Source organism: Variovorax sp. GW823-FHT02B07 (assembly GCF_058797695.1).
Map to the genome: position 1 here is coordinate 78,869 of NZ_JBXAJX010000003.1, position 21,730 is coordinate 100,598.

The following is a 21,730-nucleotide window of genomic DNA, read 5'->3' on the forward strand; positions in this document are numbered from 1 at the left end:
TTTCACGCGGCGCCGCGTGCCTTGAGCCGGATCAACATGGCGGCCGCGGCAGCTTGCTCGCCGGCGCGGCGCGAGCCGCCGATACCGCGCTCGCGAAGGCCCAGCTCGGGCACCTCGCACTCGACATCGAAGGTCTGCTTGTGCGCTGCACCCAGCGTCGCTGCCACGCGGTACACCGGCAGCTTCATTTTGTGGCCCTGCAGCCATTCCTGCAATTCGGTCTTCGGGTCTTTCGCGGCGGCTTCCATGCGCGGATTGATCTCGACCGCCTCGTAGAGCCGGTGCACCAGCGCCTGCGCGGCGGCAAAGCCGGCGTCCAGGTAGACCGCGCCGATCAGCGCTTCGAGCGCGTCGGCCAGGATGGAAGGCCGGTTCGGGCCGCCCGAGCGGGCCTCACCTTCGCCCAGGCGCAGCAGCGGCGACAGCGCCAGTCCCAACGCGAGCCGGTGCAGCGTGTCCTGCTTGACCAGGTTGGCCCGCACGCGCGACAGGTCGCCCTCGGGCAGTTCCGAGAGACGGATGTACAGCAGGTGCGAGACGGCCAGGTTCAGCACCGAGTCGCCGAGAAACTCGAGGCGCTCGTTGTGGTCGGCCGAGAAACTGCGGTGCGTGAGCGCGAGCTGGAGCAGGCGCGGGTCCGAGAACGTGTACTGAAGGCGCGCCTGCAGCGCGACGAGGCTGCCGTCCACCTTCTTGTTCGACACCGCGGTCAGCGGGACGCGCCCTTGTATTTGAGCGTCAGGTAGGCCGGCCCGAACAGGGGGATCTCGCGCTCGTACGCATACGACACGACGACCTTGTCGCCCACCTTCTTGATCTCGAGGTCCCGGCCGCTGACCGACTTGAAGTCGTCGATGGCCTGAGCGCGGTCGAAGATCGCGCGGATCTCGGGCACCGTGGCGCCTTCCTTGGCCTTGTTGGCGGCCTTGTCGATGGCCTGCCATTCGATCAGCGTCGGAATGACCTGCGCGACGACAACGCCCACGCAGCCCAGCACCGCCGCGACGAACACCAGGCCGATGAACGAGATGCCGCGCTGGTGCGCGGCACTGCCACGGACGGACCGACTGTTGGTTCTCATGCCCTCTTACCCCTCGAACAGTAACGTTGACTGTTGATTAATTATTGAAACGGACCGATGCGACCGAGATCGCCGAAGTTCATCCAGACGAAGAAGGCCCTGCCCACGATGTTCTTGTCCGGTACGAATCCCCAGAAACGGGAATCGGCCGAATTATCGCGGTTGTCGCCCATCATGAAATAGTTGCCTTCGGGCACCTTGCACACCACGCCCTCGACCGAGTAGCGGCAGTTCTCGCGGAACGGGAAGTCGCTGGCACCCGGCACGAAGGCGGGGGCGTTCTCGTCGTTGAGGATCTTGTGCTGCTTGCCGCCGAGGTCTTCGTCGAACTGCTTCAGGATGCGCATCGACTCGCCATCGAGGTAGTCGGCGATCGGGGCCTTGCCCACCGGCTGGCCGTTGATCGTGAGCTTCTTGTTCAGGTAGGCCACCTCGTCGCCCGGGATGCCGACCACGCGCTTGATGTAGTCCATGCTGGGCTTGGGCGGATAGCGGAACACCACCACGTCGCCGCGCGCCAGCGGCGTGCCGTCGGTGAGCTTGGTGTTGACGACCGGCAGGCGCAGGCCGTAGGTGAACTTGTTGACCAGGATCAGGTCGCCGGTCAGCAGCGTGGGCATCATCGAGCCCGAGGGAATCTTGAAGGGCTCGTACAGGAACGAGCGCAGCAGGAACACCACCAGGATCACGGGGAACAGGCCCGCCGTCCAGTCGAGCCACCAGGGCTGCATCAGCAGGCGCTCGCTGGCCTTGGCATCGGTGGTGTCGACCTGGGTGATGCCCTGCCCCGCCAGCCGCGTGTTGCGTTCGGCGATGGAGCTCTCGAGCGTGGCGGCGGCGCGTTCGCGCTGCGGCAGGAAGTAGAAGCGCTCGGCCAGCCAGTAGACCCCGGTGACCACCGTGGCCACGAACAGCAGCAGCGCGAAGTTGCCTTCGAGCGCGCCGAAATACCAGGCGCCGACGTAGCTGGCGAACGCCGCGAGAACCAGGGTGGTGAGGTATGCCATGTTCGTGGTGATCAGTCTTCGACTTGCAGAATCGCGAGGAAGGCCTCTTGCGGGACTTCGACGGAGCCGATCTGCTTCATTCTTTTCTTGCCCGCCTTCTGCTTCTCGAGCAGCTTCTTCTTGCGGGAGATGTCGCCGCCGTAGCACTTGGCGAGCACGTTCTTGCGAAGTGCCTTGATTGTCTCACGCGCAATGATCGTGACCCCGATGGCCGCCTGGATCGCCACGTCGTACATCTGGCGCGAAATGATCTCGCGCATCTTCGACACCACCGCCCGGCCGCGGTACTGCGACTGGCTGCGGTGCACGATGATCGACAGCGCATCGACCTTGTCACCGTTGAGCAGGATGTCGACCTTCACCACGTCGGAGGCGCGGTACTCCTTGAACTCGTAGTCCATGGACGCGTAGCCGCGGCTCACCGACTTCAGCTTGTCGAAGAAGTCGAGCACGATTTCGCCGAGCGGCATCTCGTAGGTCAGCATGACCTGGCGGCCGTGGTAGGCCATGTTCAGCTGCACGCCACGCTTCTGGTTGGCCAGCGTCATGACGGAGCCGACGTATTCCTGCGGCATGTACAGGTGCACGGTGACGATGGGCTCGCGGATTTCCGCCATCTTGCCGACGTCGGGCATCTTGGACGGGTTCTCGACCATGATCACTTCGCCGTCGTTGCGCACCACCTGGTAGACCACGCTCGGCGCGGTCGTGATCAGGTCCTGGTCGAACTCGCGTTCCAGGCGCTCCTGCACGATCTCCATGTGCAGCAGGCCGAGGAAGCCGCAGCGGAAGCCGAAGCCCAGCGCCTGGCTCACTTCGGGTTCGTAGCGCAGCGACGAATCGTTGAGCTTGAGCTTCTCGAGCGCGTCGCGCAGCGAGTCGTACTCGCTGGCTTCGGTCGGGTACAGGCCCGCAAACACCTGCGGCTGGATTTCCTTGAAGCCGGGCAGCGCCTCGGTGGCCGTGGCGGCCGCGCCGCCGGTGCCGGGCCGGATCAGCGTGACCGTGTCGCCGACCTTGGCCGCCTGCAGCTCCTTGATGCCCGCGATGATGTAGCCCACCTCGCCGGCTTCGAGCGACGCGCGCGCTTCGTTGGCGGGCGTGAAGACGCCGATGCTGTCGGCGTTGTACATCGCACCCGACGCCATCATCTTGATGCGCTCGCCCTTCACGAGGCGGCCATCGACCACGCGCACCAGCATCACGACGCCGACGTACGGGTCGAACCAGCTGTCGATGATCATCGCGCGCAGCGGGCCGTCGGGATTGCCGCGCGGCGCGGGCATGCGCGCGACGATGGTCTCGAGGATGTCGTCGATGCCGACACCGGTTTTTGCGGAGCACGGAATCGCGTCGGTCGCATCGATGCCGATCACGTCTTCGATCTCAGTGCGCGCGTTGTCGAGGTCTGCATTCGGCAGATCGATCTTGTTGAGCACCGGCACCACTTCGACACCGAGGTCGAGCGCGGTGTAGCAGTTGGCCACCGTCTGCGCTTCAACGCCTTGCGATGCGTCGACAACGAGCAATGCGCCTTCGCATGCCGACAGCGATCGGCTCACTTCGTACGAGAAGTCGACGTGGCCCGGCGTGTCGATCAGATTGAGGTTGTAGACCTGTCCATCGCGTGCCTTGTATTGCAGCGCGGCGGTCTGCGCCTTGATGGTTATCCCACGCTCTTTTTCGATGTCCATCGAGTCGAGCACCTGCGCTTCCATCTCGCGTTCCGCGAGGCCGCCGCAACGTTGGATCAAACGGTCTGCGAGCGTCGACTTGCCATGATCGATGTGCGCAATGATCGAAAAATTTCTGATGTGATTCATCAACGGGAACGCTTAAGTACTTGAATTGGCTCGGGCGCCGAGGGGCGGGGCCAAGAAAAAAGGGCGCGTCTTCTGGAGACGCGCCCTGAACCAACAAGCAATGGCAACTGCAGTAGTTGGAACTTCATTGTAGGCAAAAAGGGAAGCACGTACATCCGGGAACAGGGTCCAAAGGGCTCGTTGCAGGTCCACAACATCAAAGATACTCACAACTTATCAACAGGATCGGTGGAGCAGTAGCTGAACAACTTGTGGGCGATCTGTGGAGCACCGGTGGACGGCTGTGTGACATCTCGCATCGTGAAGGCCATCGCCCTCTTTATGCGCTGACTGGCCGCCAGGAGCTGTCTATTCTACCGAAATTCGTCCTTAGCCCTTTTATAAGTTAGTGATCGCAAACAAATCTTGGCGTTTTCGAGGCCTCGGATTTTTTTAGAGGCCGGCGCCGAAGCGTCGTAAACACCTCGAAAAAATGGCCCCAAACCCGACTGCCGGGTGGGGCCACTTGACGCCGCCGCCGTATCAGCGTGCGGGTCGGATCAAGGCGTACTGCGCCCAGTCGCCTCGGCGGTAGAGCACGCTGAGCGACTTGGCCTTGTCCGCCTTGGCGACCGCCGCCTCGAATTCGCGGGCATTCGCCACCTCGAGATTGCCCACCGCCAGGATGACGTCACCCTCACGCAGGCCGGCCCGTGCCGCGGCGTCGTTGGCGGCATCGACCTTCACGCCGCCCTTCAGCTTGAGCTCTTTCTTCTGCGCATCGCTGAGGTCGCTGACCGCGAGGCCGAGTGACTTGAGGGCCGCGGAAGCAGACGGCTTCGCAGCCGGCTCGTCGCGGTCGGTTGCGCGCTTGGCGGGCTTGTCCGGCTCGATCTCGGCGATGGTCACGCTGAGGTCGCGCGAGCTGCCGCGGCGGAACACGGTCAGCGTGCTCTTGGTGCCCGGCTTGGTGTTGCCCACGAGGCGCGGCAGATCGCTCGGCTTTTCGATCGCCTTGCCGTCGAACTTGGTGATGACGTCGCCCGGCTCCACGCCGGCCTTCTCGCCCGGCGACCCGGCTTCGACGCCGCGCACCAGCGCGCCCTGCGCCTTGCCCAGGCCGATGGCTTCGGCCACGTCCTTGGTGACCTGGTCGATCTGCACGCCGATGCGGCCGCGCGAGACGCGCCCCGAGGTGCGCAGCTGCTCGCTGACGCGGATGGCCTCGTCGATCGGGATCGAGAACGAGATGCCCATGAAGCCGCCCGAGCGCGAATAGATCTGGCTGTTGATGCCCACCACTTCGCCGCGCATGTTGATCAGCGGGCCGCCCGAGTTGCCGGGGTTGATGGCCACGTCGGTCTGGATGAACGGCAGGTATTCGCCCGTGTCGCGCTGCTTGGCGCTCACGATGCCGGCGGTGACGGTGTTCTCCAGGCCGAAGGGCGAACCGATCGCCATCACCCACTCGCCCACGCGCAGCTTGGAGATGTCGCCCACCTTCACCGCAGGCAGGCCCGTGGCTTCGATCTTCACCACGGCCACGTCGGTGCGCTTGTCGGCGCCGATGATCTTGGCCTTGAACTCGCGCTTGTCGGGCAGCGTGACCAGCACCTCGGAGGCGTCTTCCACCACGTGTGCGTTGGTCATGACGTAGCCGTCGCCCGTCAGGATGAAGCCCGAGCCCACGCCACGCGGACGCTCTTCTTCCTGCTGCGGACGGTTCGGGCGCGGCCCCTGGCGCGGCGTGCCCGGCAGCGGCTGACCGAAGAAGCGGCGGAAGAACTCCTGCATCTCCTCGTCCATCTCGCCGTTGCCGCCGCCGCGCTGCGCGACCTTCTCGACGGTGCGGATGTTGACCACGGACGGACCGACCTGGTCGACCAGGTCGGTGAAGTCGGGCAGCGTGCGCGTCTGCGCATGCACCGACTCGACCGGCAGGAAAGTGGCGCCGGCCGTCAGCGCCAGCGCAAAGGCCAGCAGACCGGAACGAAGCTTGTGTCCCTCGACTTTGAACATCATCGGTTGTCTTTCAAAAAGAACAGAGCTGCAAATAACGACAGAGGCTATGAGTACCCGGCGCCGGCTTGGTTCAGCCCGAACGCCTGCACGGCGTCAGCCCATCGCCCGTCAGCGCGTGCGCGCGAGGCTCTGGGCAAAGGCATTGAGCGTCTGCTGCGGCACCTCGCCGACCGCGGTCAGCCACCAGTCGCTGGCCGGTGCGGGCAGTCGCCGGCGGATCGCGTTGGTGGCGCCGATGGTCAGCACGCCGTCGCCCGGCGTGCGCGTGGGATCGTAGCGTTCGATGAAGAGCGAGACCGTCGCCAGGCCATCGGAGAAGGTCCACTGGACGGTGGTCGCCTCGGGCTTGGGCGGCTTGCCGTCGCCGGCGGGCAGCGCGGGGCGCCGGAAGAAGCTTCGGGGCTTGAATCCGGCCACGGGTGTGCGCAGCATCCAGCCTTCGTCCTGCGCCGTGCTGCGCTCGAGTTCGAGCTTCTCGATGCGGTAGCCGTTCGTGTTGGCCATCATCTGCGCCAGCGCCTGCGCCTTCACGGGCGCATCGAGCTGCAGCTCGGAGAACGCCGACTGCTCGACCACGCGGGTGTCGCTGTCGACGGTCTGGAGCTTCACCACGAGGCCGGAGCGGCGTTCGCTCCAGATGCGGTAGCCGAAGCGCAGGCCGTCGCGCGGCACCAGCTGCACCACGTCGGCGTCGAAGCCCGCGACGCGATCCTTGCCGATGGCGCGCACGTCGTAGTAGTCGCCCACCGACGAATCGGGCTTGTCGGGCAGATTGGGGAAGAGATCGAGGTTCTCGCGCTTCTCGACCTTCACGACCTTCGCCTCGGGCAGGAAGGTCATCACGTTGCGGTTGCGCCGGAAGGTCGAGCGCGGCGGGCCCGACAGCGCTTCGATGCGCTCCAACTGGTGATCGCCGTCGCGCACGTGCCAGATGCGCGCGCTCGACAGGTCACCGCCCGGGGCCGACACCACGAAGGTGCCCACGTAGCTGCGCTGCCGCGCGCCCGCATGCATGCGCTGCAGCCACTCGGTCACGCCCATGGCCGGCGGTTCGTCGGTCTGCGCCGAGGGCACGCTCTTCGTGTTCGCCGCACCGTAGCGGGTCTGCGCGGTGGCCATCTGCCCCAGGCAAAGAACAGCAAACGCGAGCACCAGGGTGCGTGCGGAAATCGGCATATGAACAACGGTCATTGCAGGCGGCGACGGTCGCGCAATCAGCGCGTGGGGCCCTCGAAGGTGGCGTTGCGCAGGAAACCGGACGGCATTTGCGATGCACCACCGGCCTGCTGGTGGGCTTCGAGCAGCTGGTCAAGGCGCGGATCGCGCAGCATGACCTGCGGATTGCCGCTGCCGACCAGCACGCGGGTCGGCGTCAGGGCGCCGTTGCTGGGCAACGCACTGCCACCGGCAGCCGCCGCCAGAACCGAGTTCGCCACGGGCTGCTGCGCCGCTGCCAGTTGTGCACCGCCGCTCGGCACCGCGGCACCGTTGCCGACCAGCGTCCAGCTGATGGCCGCCACGGCCATCAGCGACGCGGCGCCGGCCACCAGCTTCCAGCGGAAAACCGGCTCGTTGGCCGCCTCGGCGCGTTGCCGCACGGGCATCGCGGCCGGCACGGCTGCCAGCGGTGCCACGGCCGCGGGCGGAGCGATCACGACCGGCTCCTGCGCCAGCCGCTGCTGGAAGCGCGCCAGGAAGGCCGAGGTGTCGCTGCAGCGCGAATGCGCCGACGAGCGCAGCACATCGCCCACCACGTGGTACGCGTGCCAGGCGTCGCGCGAGTCGTCCTCGGCGCAGACGGATTCGATCGCACGCGCGAACGCCTCGCCCTGCAAATGGCCGTCCGCCAGTGCGGACACCTGTTCCCGAACCGTCATCGTCTGATTCATGTCATTCACCTGCTGATCTACCAACGCTTGCCGGACTGGTTGTCCAGCAGCGGCTTGACCCTGGCCGAAATGGCCTCGCGCGCCCGGAAAATACGCGAGCGCACCGTGCCGATCGGGCAATCCATGACCTCGGCAATCTCTTCGTAACTCATCCCCTCGATCTCGCGCAGCGTGACCGCCTGGCGCAACTCGGTGGGGAGCGCTTCCATGGCAGCCTCGACGGCACTGGCGATTTCATTCGCCGCCATGACCGATTCGGGGGTTTCATCGCTGGTTGGTTCGTTTCCAGGACGGTAAGTTTCATCTTCGTCGTCCGAGGACGAACGCAGTGCGCTTTCGGAGACGGTCGGATCGCGCTTCATGTCCACCAGCGCCTTCTTGGCGGTGTTCACGGCGATCCGGTACAGCCAGGTGTAGAACTGCGCCTCGCCGCGGAACTGGTGCAGCGCGCGGTAGGCGCGGATGAAGGTTTCCTGGGCGATGTCCTCGATCAGGTCGACATCGCGCACCATGCGCCCGATCAGCCGTTCGATGCGGCGCTGGTACTTGATGACCAGCAGCTCGAACGCCTTCTGGTCGCCCGCGACGGTGCGCTGGACCAGCTGGAAATCGACCTCACCCGGGCGCGGCGCCTCCGCAGCCCCATCGGGCGACGCGGACTCCGGGGGCGCGGGCGGCAAGGAAGTGGTCATCGAAACGGGTCAGGGCGCATCGGCCGGAGCGGTCGCGCGCCAGGGGTCGCCAGCCGGCTCGGCCGCCGGGGGCCGCGCGTAGACCGCGCGGCGCACGTCGCGCCAGCGCTCAGGCATGGCCCGCTGCTCGAGCCAGACCCAGCGCGCAGCACGGCCAGGCTCGGCCAGGCGGATCAGCAGCAACGACTGGAAATCAAGCGCCACGATGGCGCGTGCAGCGAGCACGCCGCGCGACGGATCGGCACCGGTCAGCGACCAATGCGATCCGTCGAAGTGCAACGTGGCTGCACCGTCCCGCCGCAGGCCAAAGCCCGCGGCGACACCGGAAAAGACGACGCTGAGAAGCAGCAGCAACTGGCGCCAGCCATTGCTATCGAACAGATAGCAGGCCGCGCCCGCGCAGCAGACGCCCAAGGTCCAAAGAGCCAGGAGAATCCGGGTTGCACCGCGGGTGCGCCCCACCGGATAGGTCACCGACGGTGCGCTGTGCATGGGAGAGCGACGCTCAAGCGCGCTTGAACACCAGCGTACCGTTGGTACCGCCGAAGCCGAAGTTGTTCTTGACCGCGACATCGATCTTCAGATCGCGCGCCTCGTTGGCGCAGTAGTCGAGATCGCACTCCGGATCTTGGTTGAAGATGTTGATCGTCGGCGGGCTCTTCTGGTGATGCAGCGCAAGCACCGTGAACACCGATTCGATGCCGCCCGCGCCGCCCAGCAGGTGGCCGGTCATGGACTTGGTCGAATTGACGACGAGCTTCTTCGCGTGATCGCCGAACGCCAGCTTGACCGCGTTGGTCTCGTTGAGGTCACCGATCAGCGTCGAAGTGCCGTGCGCGTTCAGGTACTGGACCTCGTCGGCGTTGACACCCGCATTGGCCAGTGCCATCGCCATCGAACGGCGCGGGCCGTCGACGTCAGGTGCGGTCATGTGGTACGCGTCGCCCGTCATGCCGAAGCCGGAGACTTCCGCGTAGATCTTGGCGCCGCGCGCCTTGGCGTGTTCGTACTCCTCGAGCACCAGCACGCCGGCGCCCTCGCCCAGCACGAAGCCGTCGCGGTCCTTGTCCCACGGGCGCGAGGCCGTGGCGGGATCGTCGTTGCGGGTGCTCAATGCGCGAGGCGCGGTGAAGCCGCCGATGCCGAGCGGAGAGATGGTCGATTCGGCGCCGCCCGCGATCATGACGTCGGCATCGCCGTACTCGATCATGCGTGCCGACGTGCCGATGGCATGCAGGCCGGTTGTGCAGGCGGTCACGACGGCGATGTTCGGGCCCTTGAAGCCGTACTTGATCGAGACGTGGCCCGAGATCATGTTGATGATCGACGCCGGCACGAAGAACGGCGAAATGCGGCGCGGGCCGCGGCTCGCGTATTCGCCGTGCGTCTGTTCGATCATCGGCAGACCGCCGATGCCCGAACCGATGTTGCAGCCGATGCGCACGGCCTTTTCATAGGGCAGCGCGTCGCCGGTCGGCAGTCCGCTGTCCTGCACCGCCTGGATGGCGGCGGCGAGTCCCAGATGAATGAAGCGGTCCATGTGACGCGCTTCTTTCTCCGAGATGTATTGGGTGATGTCGAAACCCTTGACCTCACCGGCGAACTTGCAGGCGAAGGCGCTTGCATCGAACGCGGTGATGTTCGCAATGCCCGACTTCCCGGCCAACAGGTTGGTCCAGGATTCGGTTGCGGTGTTTCCGACAGGAGCGATGCAACCGAGTCCGGTCACGACGACGCGGCGTTTGGTCATGCCGGCAAACCTTTCTGGAAGCGCTGAGCAGCTGCCGATCGGCGCGGGCGGTTGAAAAAAGAGCCGCCGGCCGTCGTTGCAGTGTCAGCTGGCCGATCAGGCCTTTTGATTCTTGGTGGCGTAGTCGACGGCGTTCTGCACCGTCGTGATCTTCTCTGCGTCTTCGTCCGGGATCTCGATGCCGAACTCGTCTTCGAGTGCCATCACGAGTTCGACCGTGTCGAGCGAGTCAGCGCCGAGGTCGGCCACGAAAGCCTTTTCGTTCGTCACTTGGGACTCTTCCACGCCGAGCTGCTCGGCGATGATTTTCTTGACACGTGCTTCGATATCGCTCATTTGATTCCCTCTAAGGGTTGTAGGTAACTGGTGGATTTTAGCCGGGCGGCCCGTGGCATTTGCCCCGCGCTCCGGTACGGAAAAAGATTGCGCCTTTCGGCTACATGTGCATGCCGCCGTTGACGTGCAGCTCCTGCCCCGTCACGTACGAGGCCTGCGGCGATGCGAGGTAGGCCACCGCATGCGCGATGTCGGCCGGCTTGCCCAGGTGGCCCAGCGGGATCTGCGAGAGCAGCGCCTGTTGCTGGGCTTCCGGCAGGCTGGCCGTCATGTCGGTTTCGATGAAGCCCGGCGCGACACAGTTGACCGTGATGTTGCGGCTGCCGAGTTCGCGGGCCAGCGCACGGGTCATGCCCGACACGCCGGCCTTGGCGGCCGCGTAGTTGGCCTGGCCGGCATTGCCGGACGCGCCCACCACGCTCGTGATGCTGATGATGCGGCCATAGCGCTGCTTCATCATCGGGCGGATCACCGCGCGCGAGAGACGGAAAACGGCCTTGAGGTTGGTGTCGAGCACCGCATCCCAGTCGTCATCCTTCATGCGCATGGCGAGCGTGTCGCGCGTGATGCCGGCGTTGTTGACCAGCACATGGATCGCGCCGTAAGCCTGCACGATCTCGTCGATCAGGGCTTCGACGGCAGCGCCGTCGTTCACGTCGAGCGCACGGCCGCGGCCGTCGAACGCGCTCAGCGCCTGGGTGATCTTGGCGGCGCCATCGTCGGTGGTACCGGTGCCCACGACCTTCAGGCCGCGCTGCGCCAGTTCGAGCGCAATGGCAGCGCCGATGCCGCGCGTTGCGCCGGTGACCAGGGCGACCTGGCCTTCGAATTTGGGAGTGCTCATAAAAGAGAAAAAGTATCGGGGCCTGGCGGCGTTCAGCCGGCGAGCGATTGTCGGACGTCCGCGAGGGTGGCTGGGTCGTACACCGACGCGGCTTCCAGTTCGGGGGCGATGCGCTTCACCATGCCGGCCAGCACCTTGCCGGGACCGCACTCGATGATGGCGGTTGCACCGCGCAGTTTCAAGGCCTGAACGCTCTCGACCCAGCGCACCGGACCGGCGGCCTGGCGCACCAGGGCTTCGCGGATGCGGTCGGCATCGGTCTCGACGGCCACGTCGATGTTGTTGAGCACCGGAATCTCCGGCGCGGCCAGCGCCACGCTCGCGAGCTTCTCGCGCAGGGCTTCGGCCGCGGGCTTCATCAGGCTCGAATGGAACGGCGCCGACACCGGCAGCGGCAATGCGCGCTTGGCGCCGTTGGCCTTCAGCAGCTCGCAGGCCTTGTCGACCGCGGCTTTGCTGCCGGCGATCACGGTCTGCATCGGATCGTTGAAGTTCACGGCCTCGACCACTTCGGCGCTGCCGGGGCCGAACGTGGCGGTGGCTTCGGCGCAGCCGGCGACCACCTTGTCGGACGCCATGCCGAGGATCGCCGCCATCGCGCCAACGCCGACCGGCACCGCCTGCTGCATGGCCTGCGCACGGAAACGCACCAGCGGCGCGGCCTGCGCGAGCGTGAGCACGCCCGAAGCCACCAGCGCCGAATACTCGCCCAGCGAATGGCCCGCCACGACGGACGGCGTGGCGCCGCCTTCGGCCAGCCAGGCACGCCAGGCAGCCACGCCGGCCACCAGCATCACGGGCTGCGTGTTGGTGGTGAGCGCCAGCTCTTCCTTGGGGCCGTTCTTGATCAGTGCACCAATGTCTTCACCCAGCGCTTCGGAGGCTTCGCGCAGGGTTTCGGCCACGGCCGGGTGATCGCCCCAGGCGTCGAGCATGCCGACCGCCTGCGAGCCCTGACCCGGAAAGACAAAAGCAAAGGATTTCATTGTTGTTTCTTCGTCACCGCGCCGACGCCCGCTTCGGGGCGCCGCGACGCACTACAGATTCAATAGCACCGCGCCCCAGGTGAAGCCACCGCCCACGCCTTCCAGCATGAGGGTCTCACCCTTCTTCACCTTGCCCGAGCGCACGGCTTCGTCGAGCGCCAGCGGGATCGAGGCGGCCGAGGTGTTACCGTGCTCGTGCACCGTGACCACCAGCTTCTCGCGCGGCAGCTTCAGCTTCTTGGCCGTGCCTTCCATGATGCGGATGTTGGCCTGGTGCGGGATCAGCCAGTCGATGTCGGCTTCGGTCTTGCCCGCCTTGGCGAGCGTGGCGCGCGCGGCGTCCTCGAGCACGCGAACCGCCAGCTTGAAGACGGCCTGGCCGTCCATGTGCAGCAGCGGCGTGCCGAGCACGTTGCCGCCCGACACGTGGCCGGGCACGCACAGAATGCCGACGTGCTTGCCGTCGGCATGCAGGTCGCTGGCCAGGATGCCGGGCTCATCGGAGGCCTCGAGCACCACCGCGCCCGCGCCGTCGCCGAACAGCACGCAGGTGGTGCGGTCGTTGAAGTCGAGGATGCGGGAGAACACTTCGGCGCCGATCACCAGCGCGCAACGCGCGGTGCCCGTGCGGATCATCGCGTCGGCCACCGTCAGTGCGTAGACGAAACCGCTGCAGACCGCCTGGACGTCGAAGGCCGGGCAGCCGGCAATGCCGAGCTTGTGCTGGAGGATCGCGGCCGACGACGGGAACACCATGTCCGGCGTCGAGGTCGCGACGATGATCAGGTCGACGTCGCTCGCCTTGCGGCCGGCGGCTTCCAGCGCATGCTTCGCGGCTTCGAGGCCGAGATCGCTGCTGCTGACATCGGGCGCCGCGAAGTGGCGCGCGTGAATGCCGGTGCGCTCGACGATCCACTGATCGGAAGTTTCGATGCCGCGTGTCGCCAGATCCTTGGCAAGGTCGTCATTGGTGACGCGGCGAGGGGGCAGGTAACTGCCGGTGCCGGTAATGCGCGAAAAAGGGGTCATCAAGCGTGAAGGGCTGTCGCGTCGGCCGGCGCCGCCGACTCCTGCCGCGCGAGCAAAGGCGCGGCGTGGGCGATGCGGGCCCGCACGCGATCGAGCAGGTTGTTGCGAGCGGCATCATAAGCGCGATCCAACGCATGGCCGAAAGCCACTTCGTCGGCCGAGCCATGGCTCTTGAACACCAGCCCGCGCAGGCCGAGCAGGGCCGCGCCGTTGTAGCGGCGGTGATCCAGACGACCTTTGAATGCTTTTAGAACCGGGTAAGCAACAATAGCCGCCAGTTTCGTGAGAATGTTTCGCGAAAACTCGACACGAATGAACTCGCCGATCATCGACGCGACGCCTTCGCTGGCCTTCAGCGCCACATTGCCGACAAATCCGTCGCACACGACGATGTCGGTCGTGCCCTTGAAAATGTCGTTCCCTTCGACGTTGCCGTAGAAGTTCAGATCCTTGGAGTTGGCAGCTGCACGCAGCAGTTGGCTGGCCTTCTTGATGGTTTCGCTGCCCTTGATGGCCTCTTCGCCAATATTGAGCAGACCTACCGAAGGCGATTCGTTACCGGTCAATGCCGAAACGAGCGCCGAGCCGAGCACGGCGAACTGGAGCAGGTCTTCGGCATCGCAATCGACGTTCGCGCCGAGATCGAGCACGGTGGTCGCCCCACCCTTCACGTTCGGTAGCTGGGGCGCAATGGCAGGCCGATCGATGCCGTCGAGCGTTTTAAGCAGATAGCGCGCGATCGCCATCAATGCACCCGTGTTGCCGGCAGATATCGCCGCTTGCGCCGCACCATCCTTGACCTGCTGGATCGCGACGCGCATCGAAGAATCCTTCTTCTTGCGCAGGGCGATTTCGATGGGATCGTCCATGCCGACCACTTCGCTGGCCGGCACGATGCGGGCGCGCGGATGGTCGGCAAACCCCGCCAATGCGGCCGGCGCACCGACGAGCAGCAACGAGGCTTCGCTGTGCCGCTCGAGAAACGCGCGGCAGGCCGCGAGCGTGACACGCGGCCCATGGTCACCCCCCATGCAATCCACGGCGAGCGTGATTGCGGCGGGCGCAGCAGTGAGTTCGGGAGAAAAAGGCGCAGCCATCAAAACAAAGGCCCGACGCTACAGCAAAAGTAGCTTCGGGCCTTGGCCTTGGGATTCGAGATCAGGCTTCGGACTTGTTCTTGAGCACCTGACGGCCGCGGTAGAAACCGTTCGGGCTGATGTGGTGGCGCAGGTGCGTTTCGCCGGTGGTGGGCTCGACAGCGATGCCGGGCACGCCCAGGGCGTTGTGGGAACGGTGCATGCCGCGCTTGGAAGGCGACTTCTTGTTTTGCTGGACGGCCATGATGGCTCCTGGACGGTTAGGTGGGTGACTGGATGCGGGCTCAAGCGGTGGCAATGAGGCGAAAGCTCCGGCGGCATGCATGGAATGCCACGTTCTGCCTTTGCCTTGTATGCATTGCTGCTCACGGCGGCGCGCGCGAAGCCCATGATTATAGCCCAGCCAGAGAGAAAGGGCTACTTTCCCTCTTCGGGCTTGCGCGGACGCAACGCACCAAGCACGGCGAAGGGGTTCGGCTTGGCCTCTTCGGCCGCCTGGAAATCGTCGTCGCTGGAGGACAGGCGCACCGGCGTCGGGCACACGTCGTGGACCGGCATGACGGGGATTTCCATCAGCAGCTCGTCCTCGATCAACCCGCGCATGTCGAAGTCGCGGCTGACAACCAGCAGGTCTTCGTCGGACTCCTCATCTTCCGCCTCGGCCGTGGCCTCGTCGGCCACGAAACGGAACCAGCGGTCCACGAACAGTCCGGTATCGACCGGCGACAGGCAGCGCTGGCAGACCAGGGGCACGGTGGTTTCGACATCCAGGTGCAGCCAGGGCGTTGCCTTGCCGTCGGCGCCGGGGCGCTCTTCGCCGGTCGCTTCCCAGCGGACCACGGCATCGGTGGCCGGCGTCGCCAGTTCGGCGACCAGGCGTGCGAAACCCGGGACCGGATCGGCACCATCCAGCGTGGCAGCCGCCGCGGTGAACGCGGGCACATTGAGCCTTTCGGGGGCAAATTCTCTCTTCATCCGTCCCAGTCTAGCGCGCCGGCCGGCCTCCCAGGCGAGCAACCCGCCGAGCCGGTCGGGTCCGGTCGCTCACGCACAATCGCTGCATGCAACGCACCGTGATCCTCGCCTCGACCTCGCGCTACCGGCGCGAACTGCTCACCCGCCTCCATGTGCCCTTCGAGGTGCACGCCCCCGAAGTCGACGAAACCCCACTCGCAGGCGAGACGCCCCGCGCGCTGGCCGAGCGCCTAGCGCTGGAAAAAGCCAACGCCGTGGCCGCGCGCTTTCCCGAGGCGGTGGTGATCGGCTCCGACCAGGTCGCCGACCTCGCGGGCGAAGCGCTTGGCAAGCCCGGCGACCACGTACGAGCCACCGCCCAGCTGCGCCGCATGCGCGGCCAGACGCTGATCTTTCAGACCGCCGTGGCCGTTGTCTGCCATGCGACGGACTTCGTCCAGCGCGACATCGCCCCCGTGCGCGTGGTGTTCCGCGACCTCTCCGATGCCGCCATCGAACGCTATCTATTAGCCGAACAGCCCTACGACTGCGCCGGCAGCGCCAAGAGCGAGGGCTTCGGCATCGCGCTGCTCGATGCCATCGACAGCGACGACCCGACCGCGCTGGTCGGCCTGCCCCTGATCCGCACCTGCCGGATGCTGCGCGCCGCGGGGGTCGACCTGCTGTGACCACAAAAGGCAAGCTCTACCTCGTCCCCGCGCCGCTCGATTTCGGCTGCGACCTCCAGGCCCCGCTGCAGGACGCCCTGCCGCTGGGCACGCTGCAGGCCGCCGCCGGCATCACGCACTGGATCTGCGAGAACGCCAAGTCGGCCCGCGCCTACCTGAAGCGCATCGACGCCGTCGTGCCGCTGGCTGCGCCACTGCAGGCGCAGAACATCCAGGAACTGCCGCGCGAAGTGCACAAGAAAGGCGACCACGCCGGCCAGTTCGACGCCCGCCCGCTGCTGGCCGCCGCGCTCGAAGGCCACGACATCGGCCTGCTGAGCGAAGCCGGCATGCCCGCGGTGGCCGATCCGGGCTCATCGGTGGCACGCGCCGCGCACGACCTGGGCATCACCGTCGTCCCGCTCACCGGACCGGTGTCTTTGCTGCTGGCCCTCGCAGCAAGCGGCCTGAACGGACAGAACTTCGCCTTCGTCGGCTACCTGCCGCAGGATGGCGGCGAACGCCAGGCGCGCATCCGCGAACTCGAGGCGCTCGCACTCAAGACCGGTCAGACGCAGCTCTTCATCGAAACGCCGTACCGCAATGCCGCCCTGCTGCAGGCGCTGGTGCAGACGCTGCAGCACAACACCCGTCTCGCGGTGGCGCGCGGCCTGACGCTCGCCACCGCGCAGGTGCGCAGCGAGACGGTGAAAGCCTGGCGCGCCGCCAAGCCGCAGGCCACGACCGACGAGCGCCTGCCCGCCGTGTTCGCGATCGGGCGCTGAGGGTGGGGCCGGGCGTCACGGCCGGTACGCGCTGGGCGTCGCGCGCCCAGTTCTTCGCGTCGGGCTTCATCTTCGCGACCTGGGGCGTGCACGTGCCGACAGTCAAGGCGCACTACGCCATCGACGAGGCGCAGCTCGGGCTCGCCATGCTCGCGGCCGGTGCCGGCGCGATGGTCGGCCTGACCAGCGCCGGGCGCTGGATCGGCCGCCACGGCCCGCGCCGCATGGCCGCCCTCTGTGGTTGCATCTACGCCCTGCTGATCGCCGGCCTGATCGCGATGCCCGGCTATGCCGCGCTGCTGGGCCTGCTGGCGGTGTTCGGCCTGGTCACCAGCGTGTTCGACGTGGCGATCAACACCGAGGCCGCACAGCTCGAGTTGCGCGGCAATCAGCCGTTGATGAGCGGCATGCACGGCATGTTCAGCCTCGGCGGCATGGTCGGCGCCGCGAGCGGCAGCGCGGCGCTGGCCGCCGGCATGGCGCCGCAGACCCACTTGTGGACGGTGGCCGTGGTGATGATCGGGCTGGTCGCAATCGCGTCGACGCGCATGCTGCCCACGCCGGCCGCACCCGCCGACGGTGCGGCTGCGGCGGACCACGGCTTTCGTCTGCCACGCGGCGTGCTCGCGGTGCTCGGCGTGCTGGCCGCGCTGGGGCTGATCGCCGAGGGCGCCATCTACGACTGGAGCGTGCTCTACATGCAGCAGGAACTGGGCAGCCCGCAGCAGCAGGCCGCGCTGGCCTATGCGAGCTTTTCCGCCGCGATGGCAGCCGCACGTTTTGGCGGTGATGCGATGCGCGCCCGTTTCTCACCCACGGCCTTGCTGCGCGGCAGTGGCCTCCTCGCGGCGGGGGCGATGACGCTGGTATTGCTGACCGACCTGCCCTGGCTCGCACTGCTCGGCTTCGCAGGCGTCGGCGTTGGTTTCGCGAATGTGGTGCCGATCCTGTTCGGCGCCTCGGCCCGCGTGCCGGGCGTGGCGCCCGCCAATGGCATTGCCGCCGTGTCGGCCATCGCTTACTTGGGGTTCATGGCAGGGCCCGCGGTGATCGGCCTGCTGGCGCGGGTCAGCACGCTGACCGCCGCGCTCTATGTGGTGGTGGCCTTTGCCGCCGCGCTGGCGGCCTCGGCCCGGTTCACCGGCAGCGGCGACAGCAGCGCCGCCTGAAAAAAAGCCGCGCTCAGCGCAGCGCCGGCGAAGTCTTCAGCGCACTCACCGAGGCCGCGCCCATGGCGGCGCCGAACTTCTTGGCCAGCTTCTCGGCCACGTTGTCGCGGCGCGTGTAGTCGATGACTTCCTCGGCCTTGATCACCTCGCGTGCCACGAAGTCGACGTTGCCCAGCTGGTCGGCCAGGCCGAACTCGACGGCCTGCTCGCCGCTCCAGAACAGGCCGCTGAACAGGCCCGGGGTGTCGAGCTTGAGGCGGTCGCCACGGCCTGTCTTCACCACGTTGATGAACTGGGTGTGGATCTGGTTGAGCATCGACTGGGCATGCGCGCGCTGCGCGTCGTTCATCGGGCTGAACGGATCGAGGAAGCCCTTGTTTTCACCGGCCGTCAGCAGGCGGCGCTCGACGCCGACCTTTTCCATCACGCCGGTGAAGCCGAAGCCGTCCATCAGCACGCCGATGCTGCCGACGATGCTGGCCTTGTCGACGAAGATCTTGTCGGCGGCCGCAGCGATGTAGTAGGCCGCCGAGGCGCAGGTTTCTTCGACCACCGCGTAGACCGGCTTCTTGTGCTTGGCCTTCAGGCGCTTGATCTCGTCGTTGATGATGCCGGCCTGCACCGGGCTGCCGCCGGGCGAGTTGATCAGCAGCACCACGCCCTTGGCACCCTCGTCCTCGAAGGCCGTCTTCATGGCGGCGATCACGAACTCGGCGCTGGCGTCGCCGCCGTTGGCGATCTCGCCCTTGATCTCGACGACGGCCGTGTGGGCCGTGGTCTTGGCGGTGCTGGGCGTGCTGCGCGAGAACGCAAACCAGGCCAGGAACACGAAGAAGGCCAGCCAGCCCAGGCGCACGAAGGTCTTCCAGCGGCGCGTGGCCTTCTGCTCATTCAGGGAGGCGAACGCGAGTTTCTCGAGCGTGGCGCGCTCCCACCCGGGGCGCTGCGTGGGATCTTGGGCCATGGTGCGGGGGCTGTCTTGGGATGTCGTGAGGGGGACGGCCGGCTCCAGCGGTTCGAAACCCTGGGGTTCCCTGCGGTTCGGATCGGTCATGTCAGAAGGAAAGAGGTTGGAGGTTGGAGGTTCCAGTCAGTATGCCAGTGCACCACGCCGTCTTCTTCGCTCAGCGCGATCTTCACGAGCCCGCCGCGGCAGGGCCCGCCCGCGCATTCGCCGGTATCGGGCTTGTAGACGGCGCCGTGGGTGGCGCACAGCAGCCACTGGCCGCTGTCGTCGAAGAAGCGGTCGGGCTGGAAGTCCATCTCCATCGCCACATGGCTGCAGCGGTTGAGGTACGCATGCGGCAGGCCCTCGAAGCGCACCGCGAAGGCGCGGCAGGTTTCGCCGCCGTGGACCACGTCGAAGGGCACGGCGTTGCCGCCCTCGACCAGATCCGAGGCATTGCACAACGGGATGCGCTGGTCGCTCATGCAGCGTCCCTCAGGCGTTGTCGAGCAGCCAGGCCTGCAGCTCGGCGATCGACTGCGCCACGTACAGCGGCTTGAATTCGTCGAAGGTCGACGACGCATGCGCGCCGAAGCCCACGCCCACGCTGGCGCAGCCGGCGTTCTGCGCCAGCTGCAGGTCGTGCGTGGTGTCGCCGATCATCAGCGTGCGCTCGGCCGGCACGTCGAGCTCTTCCATCAGTTCGAGCAGCATGCGCGGATGCGGCTTGCCGAAGGTTTCGTCGGCGGTGCGCGAGGCGTCGAAGCGGTCGCGCAGCGCCACCGTCTTCAGGGCCTCGTTGAGGCCGCGGCGCGACTTGCCCGTGGCCACGGCCAGCTTGTGGCCGCGCGCGCGCAGCGCATCGAGCATGGGCAGCACGCCGTCGAACAGCACGAGGTCGTCCTGGTGCTGCAGGAAGTGGTAGCGGTAGCGGGCGCCGAGCTCGGGGTATTTTTCCTTCGGCACGTCGGGCGCCGCGCGCGCGAGCGCCTCGGCCAGGCCCAGGCCGATCACCCAGGCGGCATCGTCCTCGCTGGGCTTGGCGCCGCCGACATCGACCACGGCCGCCTGGATGCAGCGCACGATCAGGCGGGTGGAGTCGTAGAGCGTGCCGTCCCAGTCGAAGGCGATCAGGTCGAAGCGCGGGGGGCGAACGGAAGAATCAGTCATGGGCCGTGGGGGTGGGGTGTTGCGCCATCGCCTCGAGCGCCGCACGCGACATCAGCGCATGCAGCTCGGGCGGCAGTCCGGCCTGCAGCGCAATGCGCTCGCCGCTGGCCGGGTGGTTGAATTGCAGCCGCCACGCATGCAGGAACATGCGCTTGAGGCCGAGTTTGTGCAAGGCACGCTGCCGATCGGACTCGCCATATTTGTCGTCGCCGGCAATCGGATGCCCGGCCGAGGCCAGGTGCACGCGGATCTGGTGGGTGCGCCCGGTCTTGATGGTCACCGCCAGCAATGACAGCGGCGTGGCGTCGCCCGGCAGGCTGAGGCGGGCCAGCACGCGCACCAGCGTGACGGCGCGCATCGCGTCGGGGTGGTCCTTGGCGACCACGCGCACGCGGCGTTCGCCGGCACCGGCGCCCGAACCGTCGGGCAGCAGGTACTTGGCCAGCGGCGCGTCGAGCACCTTCTTGTTGGCGGGCCAGTCGCCTTCGACCAGCGCCAGGTAGGTCTTGCCGGTTTCGCGCTCGCGAAACTGGTCCTGCAATGCCACCAGTGCGCTGCGTTTCTTGGCGACCAGCAGGATACCGGAGGTTTCGCGGTCGAGCCGGTGCACCAGTTCCAGGAACTTGGCGCCCGGACGCGCCGTGCGCAATTGTTCGATCACGCCGAAGCTCACGCCGCTGCCGCCGTGCACCGCGACACCGGCGGGCTTGTCGATGGCCAGCACGGCCTCGTCTTCGAGCAACACCGGAAACTCGCGCGCCGGCGCGGGCGGCGTGGCGCCCTCTTCGGCGCGCGACGATATGCGGACCGGCGGAATCCGGACCAGGTCACCGTCTTCGATGCGGGTGTCAGCCTGGGCGCGGCCCTTGTTGATGCGCACTTCGCCCGACCGGATGATCCGGTAGACGTGCGTCTTCGGCACGCCTTTCAGATGGCGAAACAGGAAGTTGTCGAGCCGTTGCCCGGCGGATTCGGCGTCGACGGTCAGGAAGTGGATGGCGGCGTGCGGCGTGCCGGTGTCGGCGCCCGCGGGTCGATCCGCGGGATTTGGAGCCCCCGCGGGGCTTTTCTTCGCACCTATAATGTTTTTCACCAGCGCGGTCGTGTAAGTGCTTGATTAGACAGAAGTTTAGAGCACTGACGACCATGCTGTGAGGTCGATGCCGCTTTGGCGTCCAGCCCGCAAACCCCGCGCAATCGCGCAAAGTGGCAGGCCAGGCACCCAAGTCAAGCCGACACCCACGAAACACCGATACGGAATACCCAGCCTGCAGCTTCCAAGCTGCAGGCGGATCGAAGCGAGTCCCTTGTTGTGTTGATGCTGCTGATTCAAATATGCCTGCGCTGGTCGACCTGGTTTCGACCAGTCGCCTCAGGCATTGAATCGCCCGCAGTGCGCGCCACCCTTGCGCAATCAGCTATCAAAAAGATAGCTACCCAACACCGAATCTGGCTCGCGCCCATCCACGCGCCCCCACCCCGGCTGTCTTCTTGAGCTGACGC

General features: G+C 66.6%; 24 protein-coding genes. 3 read left to right on the forward strand and 21 right to left on the reverse strand.

Features of this window, described 5'->3' with window-relative positions; all coding sequences use genetic code 11:
* Positions 1-2: 2 nt before the first annotated feature.
* The 17 genes from rnc to AC1RGU_RS18225 form a co-directional block, all read right to left on the reverse strand.
* Entirely contained in the window at positions 3-689 is a 687-nt protein-coding gene (gene rnc / locus AC1RGU_RS18145) for a ribonuclease III (protein ID WP_056572447.1), read from the reverse strand.
* A gap of 20 nt (positions 690-709) precedes the next feature.
* A complete protein-coding gene (locus AC1RGU_RS18150) occupies positions 710-1,081 on the reverse strand; it encodes a DUF4845 domain-containing protein (protein ID WP_062475531.1) in 372 nt (123 codons plus the stop codon).
* A gap of 41 nt (positions 1,082-1,122) precedes the next feature.
* The gene (lepB, locus tag AC1RGU_RS18155) at positions 1,123-2,088 is read right to left on the reverse strand and encodes a signal peptidase I (protein WP_062475534.1); all 966 of its coding nucleotides are present in this window, start codon (positions 2,086-2,088) and stop codon (positions 1,123-1,125) included.
* A gap of 11 nt (positions 2,089-2,099) precedes the next feature.
* Complete coding sequence (gene lepA, locus AC1RGU_RS18160; protein WP_492697185.1) at positions 2,100-3,911, reverse strand: translation elongation factor 4; 1,812 nt, start codon at positions 3,909-3,911, stop codon at positions 2,100-2,102.
* Between the two features lie 522 nt (positions 3,912-4,433).
* Positions 4,434-5,912, reverse strand: coding sequence for a DegQ family serine endoprotease (locus AC1RGU_RS18165; protein WP_062475536.1), 1,479 nt, complete (start codon positions 5,910-5,912; stop codon positions 4,434-4,436).
* 108 nt (positions 5,913-6,020) lie between these two features.
* Positions 6,021-7,088, reverse strand: a complete 1,068-nt coding sequence (locus tag AC1RGU_RS18170; RefSeq protein WP_240531181.1) for a MucB/RseB C-terminal domain-containing protein — start codon at positions 7,086-7,088, stop codon at positions 6,021-6,023.
* A 38-nt stretch (positions 7,089-7,126) separates the two neighbouring features.
* Positions 7,127-7,801: a sigma-E factor negative regulatory protein gene (locus tag AC1RGU_RS18175; protein ID WP_307586666.1), complete on the reverse strand. Its 675-nt coding sequence runs from the start codon at positions 7,799-7,801 to the stop codon at positions 7,127-7,129.
* Between the two features lie 17 nt (positions 7,802-7,818).
* Complete coding sequence (gene rpoE / locus AC1RGU_RS18180) at positions 7,819-8,493, reverse strand: RNA polymerase sigma factor RpoE (RefSeq protein WP_492697188.1); 675 nt, start codon at positions 8,491-8,493, stop codon at positions 7,819-7,821.
* Positions 8,494-8,502: 9 nt separating this feature from the next.
* Complete coding sequence (locus tag AC1RGU_RS18185; protein ID WP_492697190.1) at positions 8,503-8,985, reverse strand: hypothetical protein; 483 nt, start codon at positions 8,983-8,985, stop codon at positions 8,503-8,505.
* 13 nt (positions 8,986-8,998) lie between these two features.
* The gene (gene fabF, locus AC1RGU_RS18190) at positions 8,999-10,243 is read right to left on the reverse strand and encodes a beta-ketoacyl-ACP synthase II (protein ID WP_095746467.1); all 1,245 of its coding nucleotides are present in this window, start codon (positions 10,241-10,243) and stop codon (positions 8,999-9,001) included.
* 96 nt (positions 10,244-10,339) lie between these two features.
* Positions 10,340-10,579, reverse strand: coding sequence for an acyl carrier protein (gene acpP, locus AC1RGU_RS18195; protein WP_007830471.1), 240 nt, complete (start codon positions 10,577-10,579; stop codon positions 10,340-10,342).
* A gap of 100 nt (positions 10,580-10,679) precedes the next feature.
* Positions 10,680-11,423 carry a 3-oxoacyl-ACP reductase FabG gene (gene fabG, locus AC1RGU_RS18200; RefSeq protein ID WP_062475549.1) on the reverse strand — a complete coding sequence of 248 codons (744 nt, stop codon included), beginning with the start codon at positions 11,421-11,423 and terminating at the stop codon, positions 10,680-10,682.
* 32 nt (positions 11,424-11,455) lie between these two features.
* Positions 11,456-12,409: an ACP S-malonyltransferase gene (fabD, locus tag AC1RGU_RS18205; RefSeq protein ID WP_492697192.1), complete on the reverse strand. Its 954-nt coding sequence runs from the start codon at positions 12,407-12,409 to the stop codon at positions 11,456-11,458.
* Positions 12,410-12,460: 51 nt separating this feature from the next.
* Entirely contained in the window at positions 12,461-13,438 is a 978-nt protein-coding gene (locus AC1RGU_RS18210; protein WP_070062242.1) for a beta-ketoacyl-ACP synthase III, read from the reverse strand.
* On the reverse strand, positions 13,438-14,535 hold the full coding sequence (plsX, locus tag AC1RGU_RS18215; protein ID WP_139702424.1) for a phosphate acyltransferase PlsX: 1,098 nt from the start codon (positions 14,533-14,535) through the stop codon (positions 13,438-13,440). The genes AC1RGU_RS18210 and plsX overlap by 1 nt, the downstream gene beginning before the upstream one ends.
* A gap of 61 nt (positions 14,536-14,596) precedes the next feature.
* A complete protein-coding gene (gene rpmF, locus AC1RGU_RS18220; protein ID WP_057592299.1) occupies positions 14,597-14,779 on the reverse strand; it encodes a 50S ribosomal protein L32 in 183 nt (60 codons plus the stop codon).
* A gap of 173 nt (positions 14,780-14,952) precedes the next feature.
* Complete coding sequence (locus AC1RGU_RS18225; protein WP_492697729.1) at positions 14,953-15,510, reverse strand: YceD family protein; 558 nt, start codon at positions 15,508-15,510, stop codon at positions 14,953-14,955.
* An 86-nt stretch (positions 15,511-15,596) separates the two neighbouring features.
* Between AC1RGU_RS18225 and AC1RGU_RS18230 the strand changes: the two genes are divergently transcribed.
* The 3 genes from AC1RGU_RS18230 to AC1RGU_RS18240 are packed head-to-tail and all read left to right on the forward strand — an operon-like array spanning position 15,597 to position 18,111.
* Entirely contained in the window at positions 15,597-16,178 is a 582-nt protein-coding gene (locus AC1RGU_RS18230) for a Maf family protein (RefSeq protein WP_492697194.1), read from the forward strand.
* Complete coding sequence (locus AC1RGU_RS18235; RefSeq protein WP_492697196.1) at positions 16,175-16,942, forward strand: SAM-dependent methyltransferase; 768 nt, start codon at positions 16,175-16,177, stop codon at positions 16,940-16,942. The genes AC1RGU_RS18230 and AC1RGU_RS18235 overlap by 4 nt, the downstream gene beginning before the upstream one ends.
* Before the next feature lie 2 nt (positions 16,943-16,944).
* On the forward strand, positions 16,945-18,111 hold the full coding sequence (locus AC1RGU_RS18240) for an MFS transporter (RefSeq protein WP_492697197.1): 1,167 nt from the start codon (positions 16,945-16,947) through the stop codon (positions 18,109-18,111).
* Positions 18,112-18,124: 13 nt separating this feature from the next.
* Here the strand turns inward: AC1RGU_RS18240 and AC1RGU_RS18245 are convergent, their stop codons facing one another.
* Genes AC1RGU_RS18245 through AC1RGU_RS18260 form a run of 4 tightly spaced genes read right to left on the reverse strand, consistent with a single transcriptional unit; the run spans position 18,125 to position 21,320 of the window.
* Positions 18,125-19,165, reverse strand: coding sequence for a S49 family peptidase (locus AC1RGU_RS18245; RefSeq protein ID WP_056572114.1), 1,041 nt, complete (start codon positions 19,163-19,165; stop codon positions 18,125-18,127).
* Positions 19,162-19,542: a Rieske (2Fe-2S) protein gene (locus AC1RGU_RS18250; RefSeq protein WP_492697199.1), complete on the reverse strand. Its 381-nt coding sequence runs from the start codon at positions 19,540-19,542 to the stop codon at positions 19,162-19,164. Before AC1RGU_RS18250 ends, AC1RGU_RS18245 begins: the two co-directional genes overlap by 4 nt.
* Before the next feature lie 10 nt (positions 19,543-19,552).
* Complete coding sequence (locus AC1RGU_RS18255; protein WP_369646079.1) at positions 19,553-20,227, reverse strand: HAD family hydrolase; 675 nt, start codon at positions 20,225-20,227, stop codon at positions 19,553-19,555.
* Positions 20,220-21,320: an RluA family pseudouridine synthase gene (locus AC1RGU_RS18260; RefSeq protein WP_492697200.1), complete on the reverse strand. Its 1,101-nt coding sequence runs from the start codon at positions 21,318-21,320 to the stop codon at positions 20,220-20,222. The genes AC1RGU_RS18255 and AC1RGU_RS18260 overlap by 8 nt, the downstream gene beginning before the upstream one ends.
* Positions 21,321-21,730 lie beyond the last annotated feature (410 nt).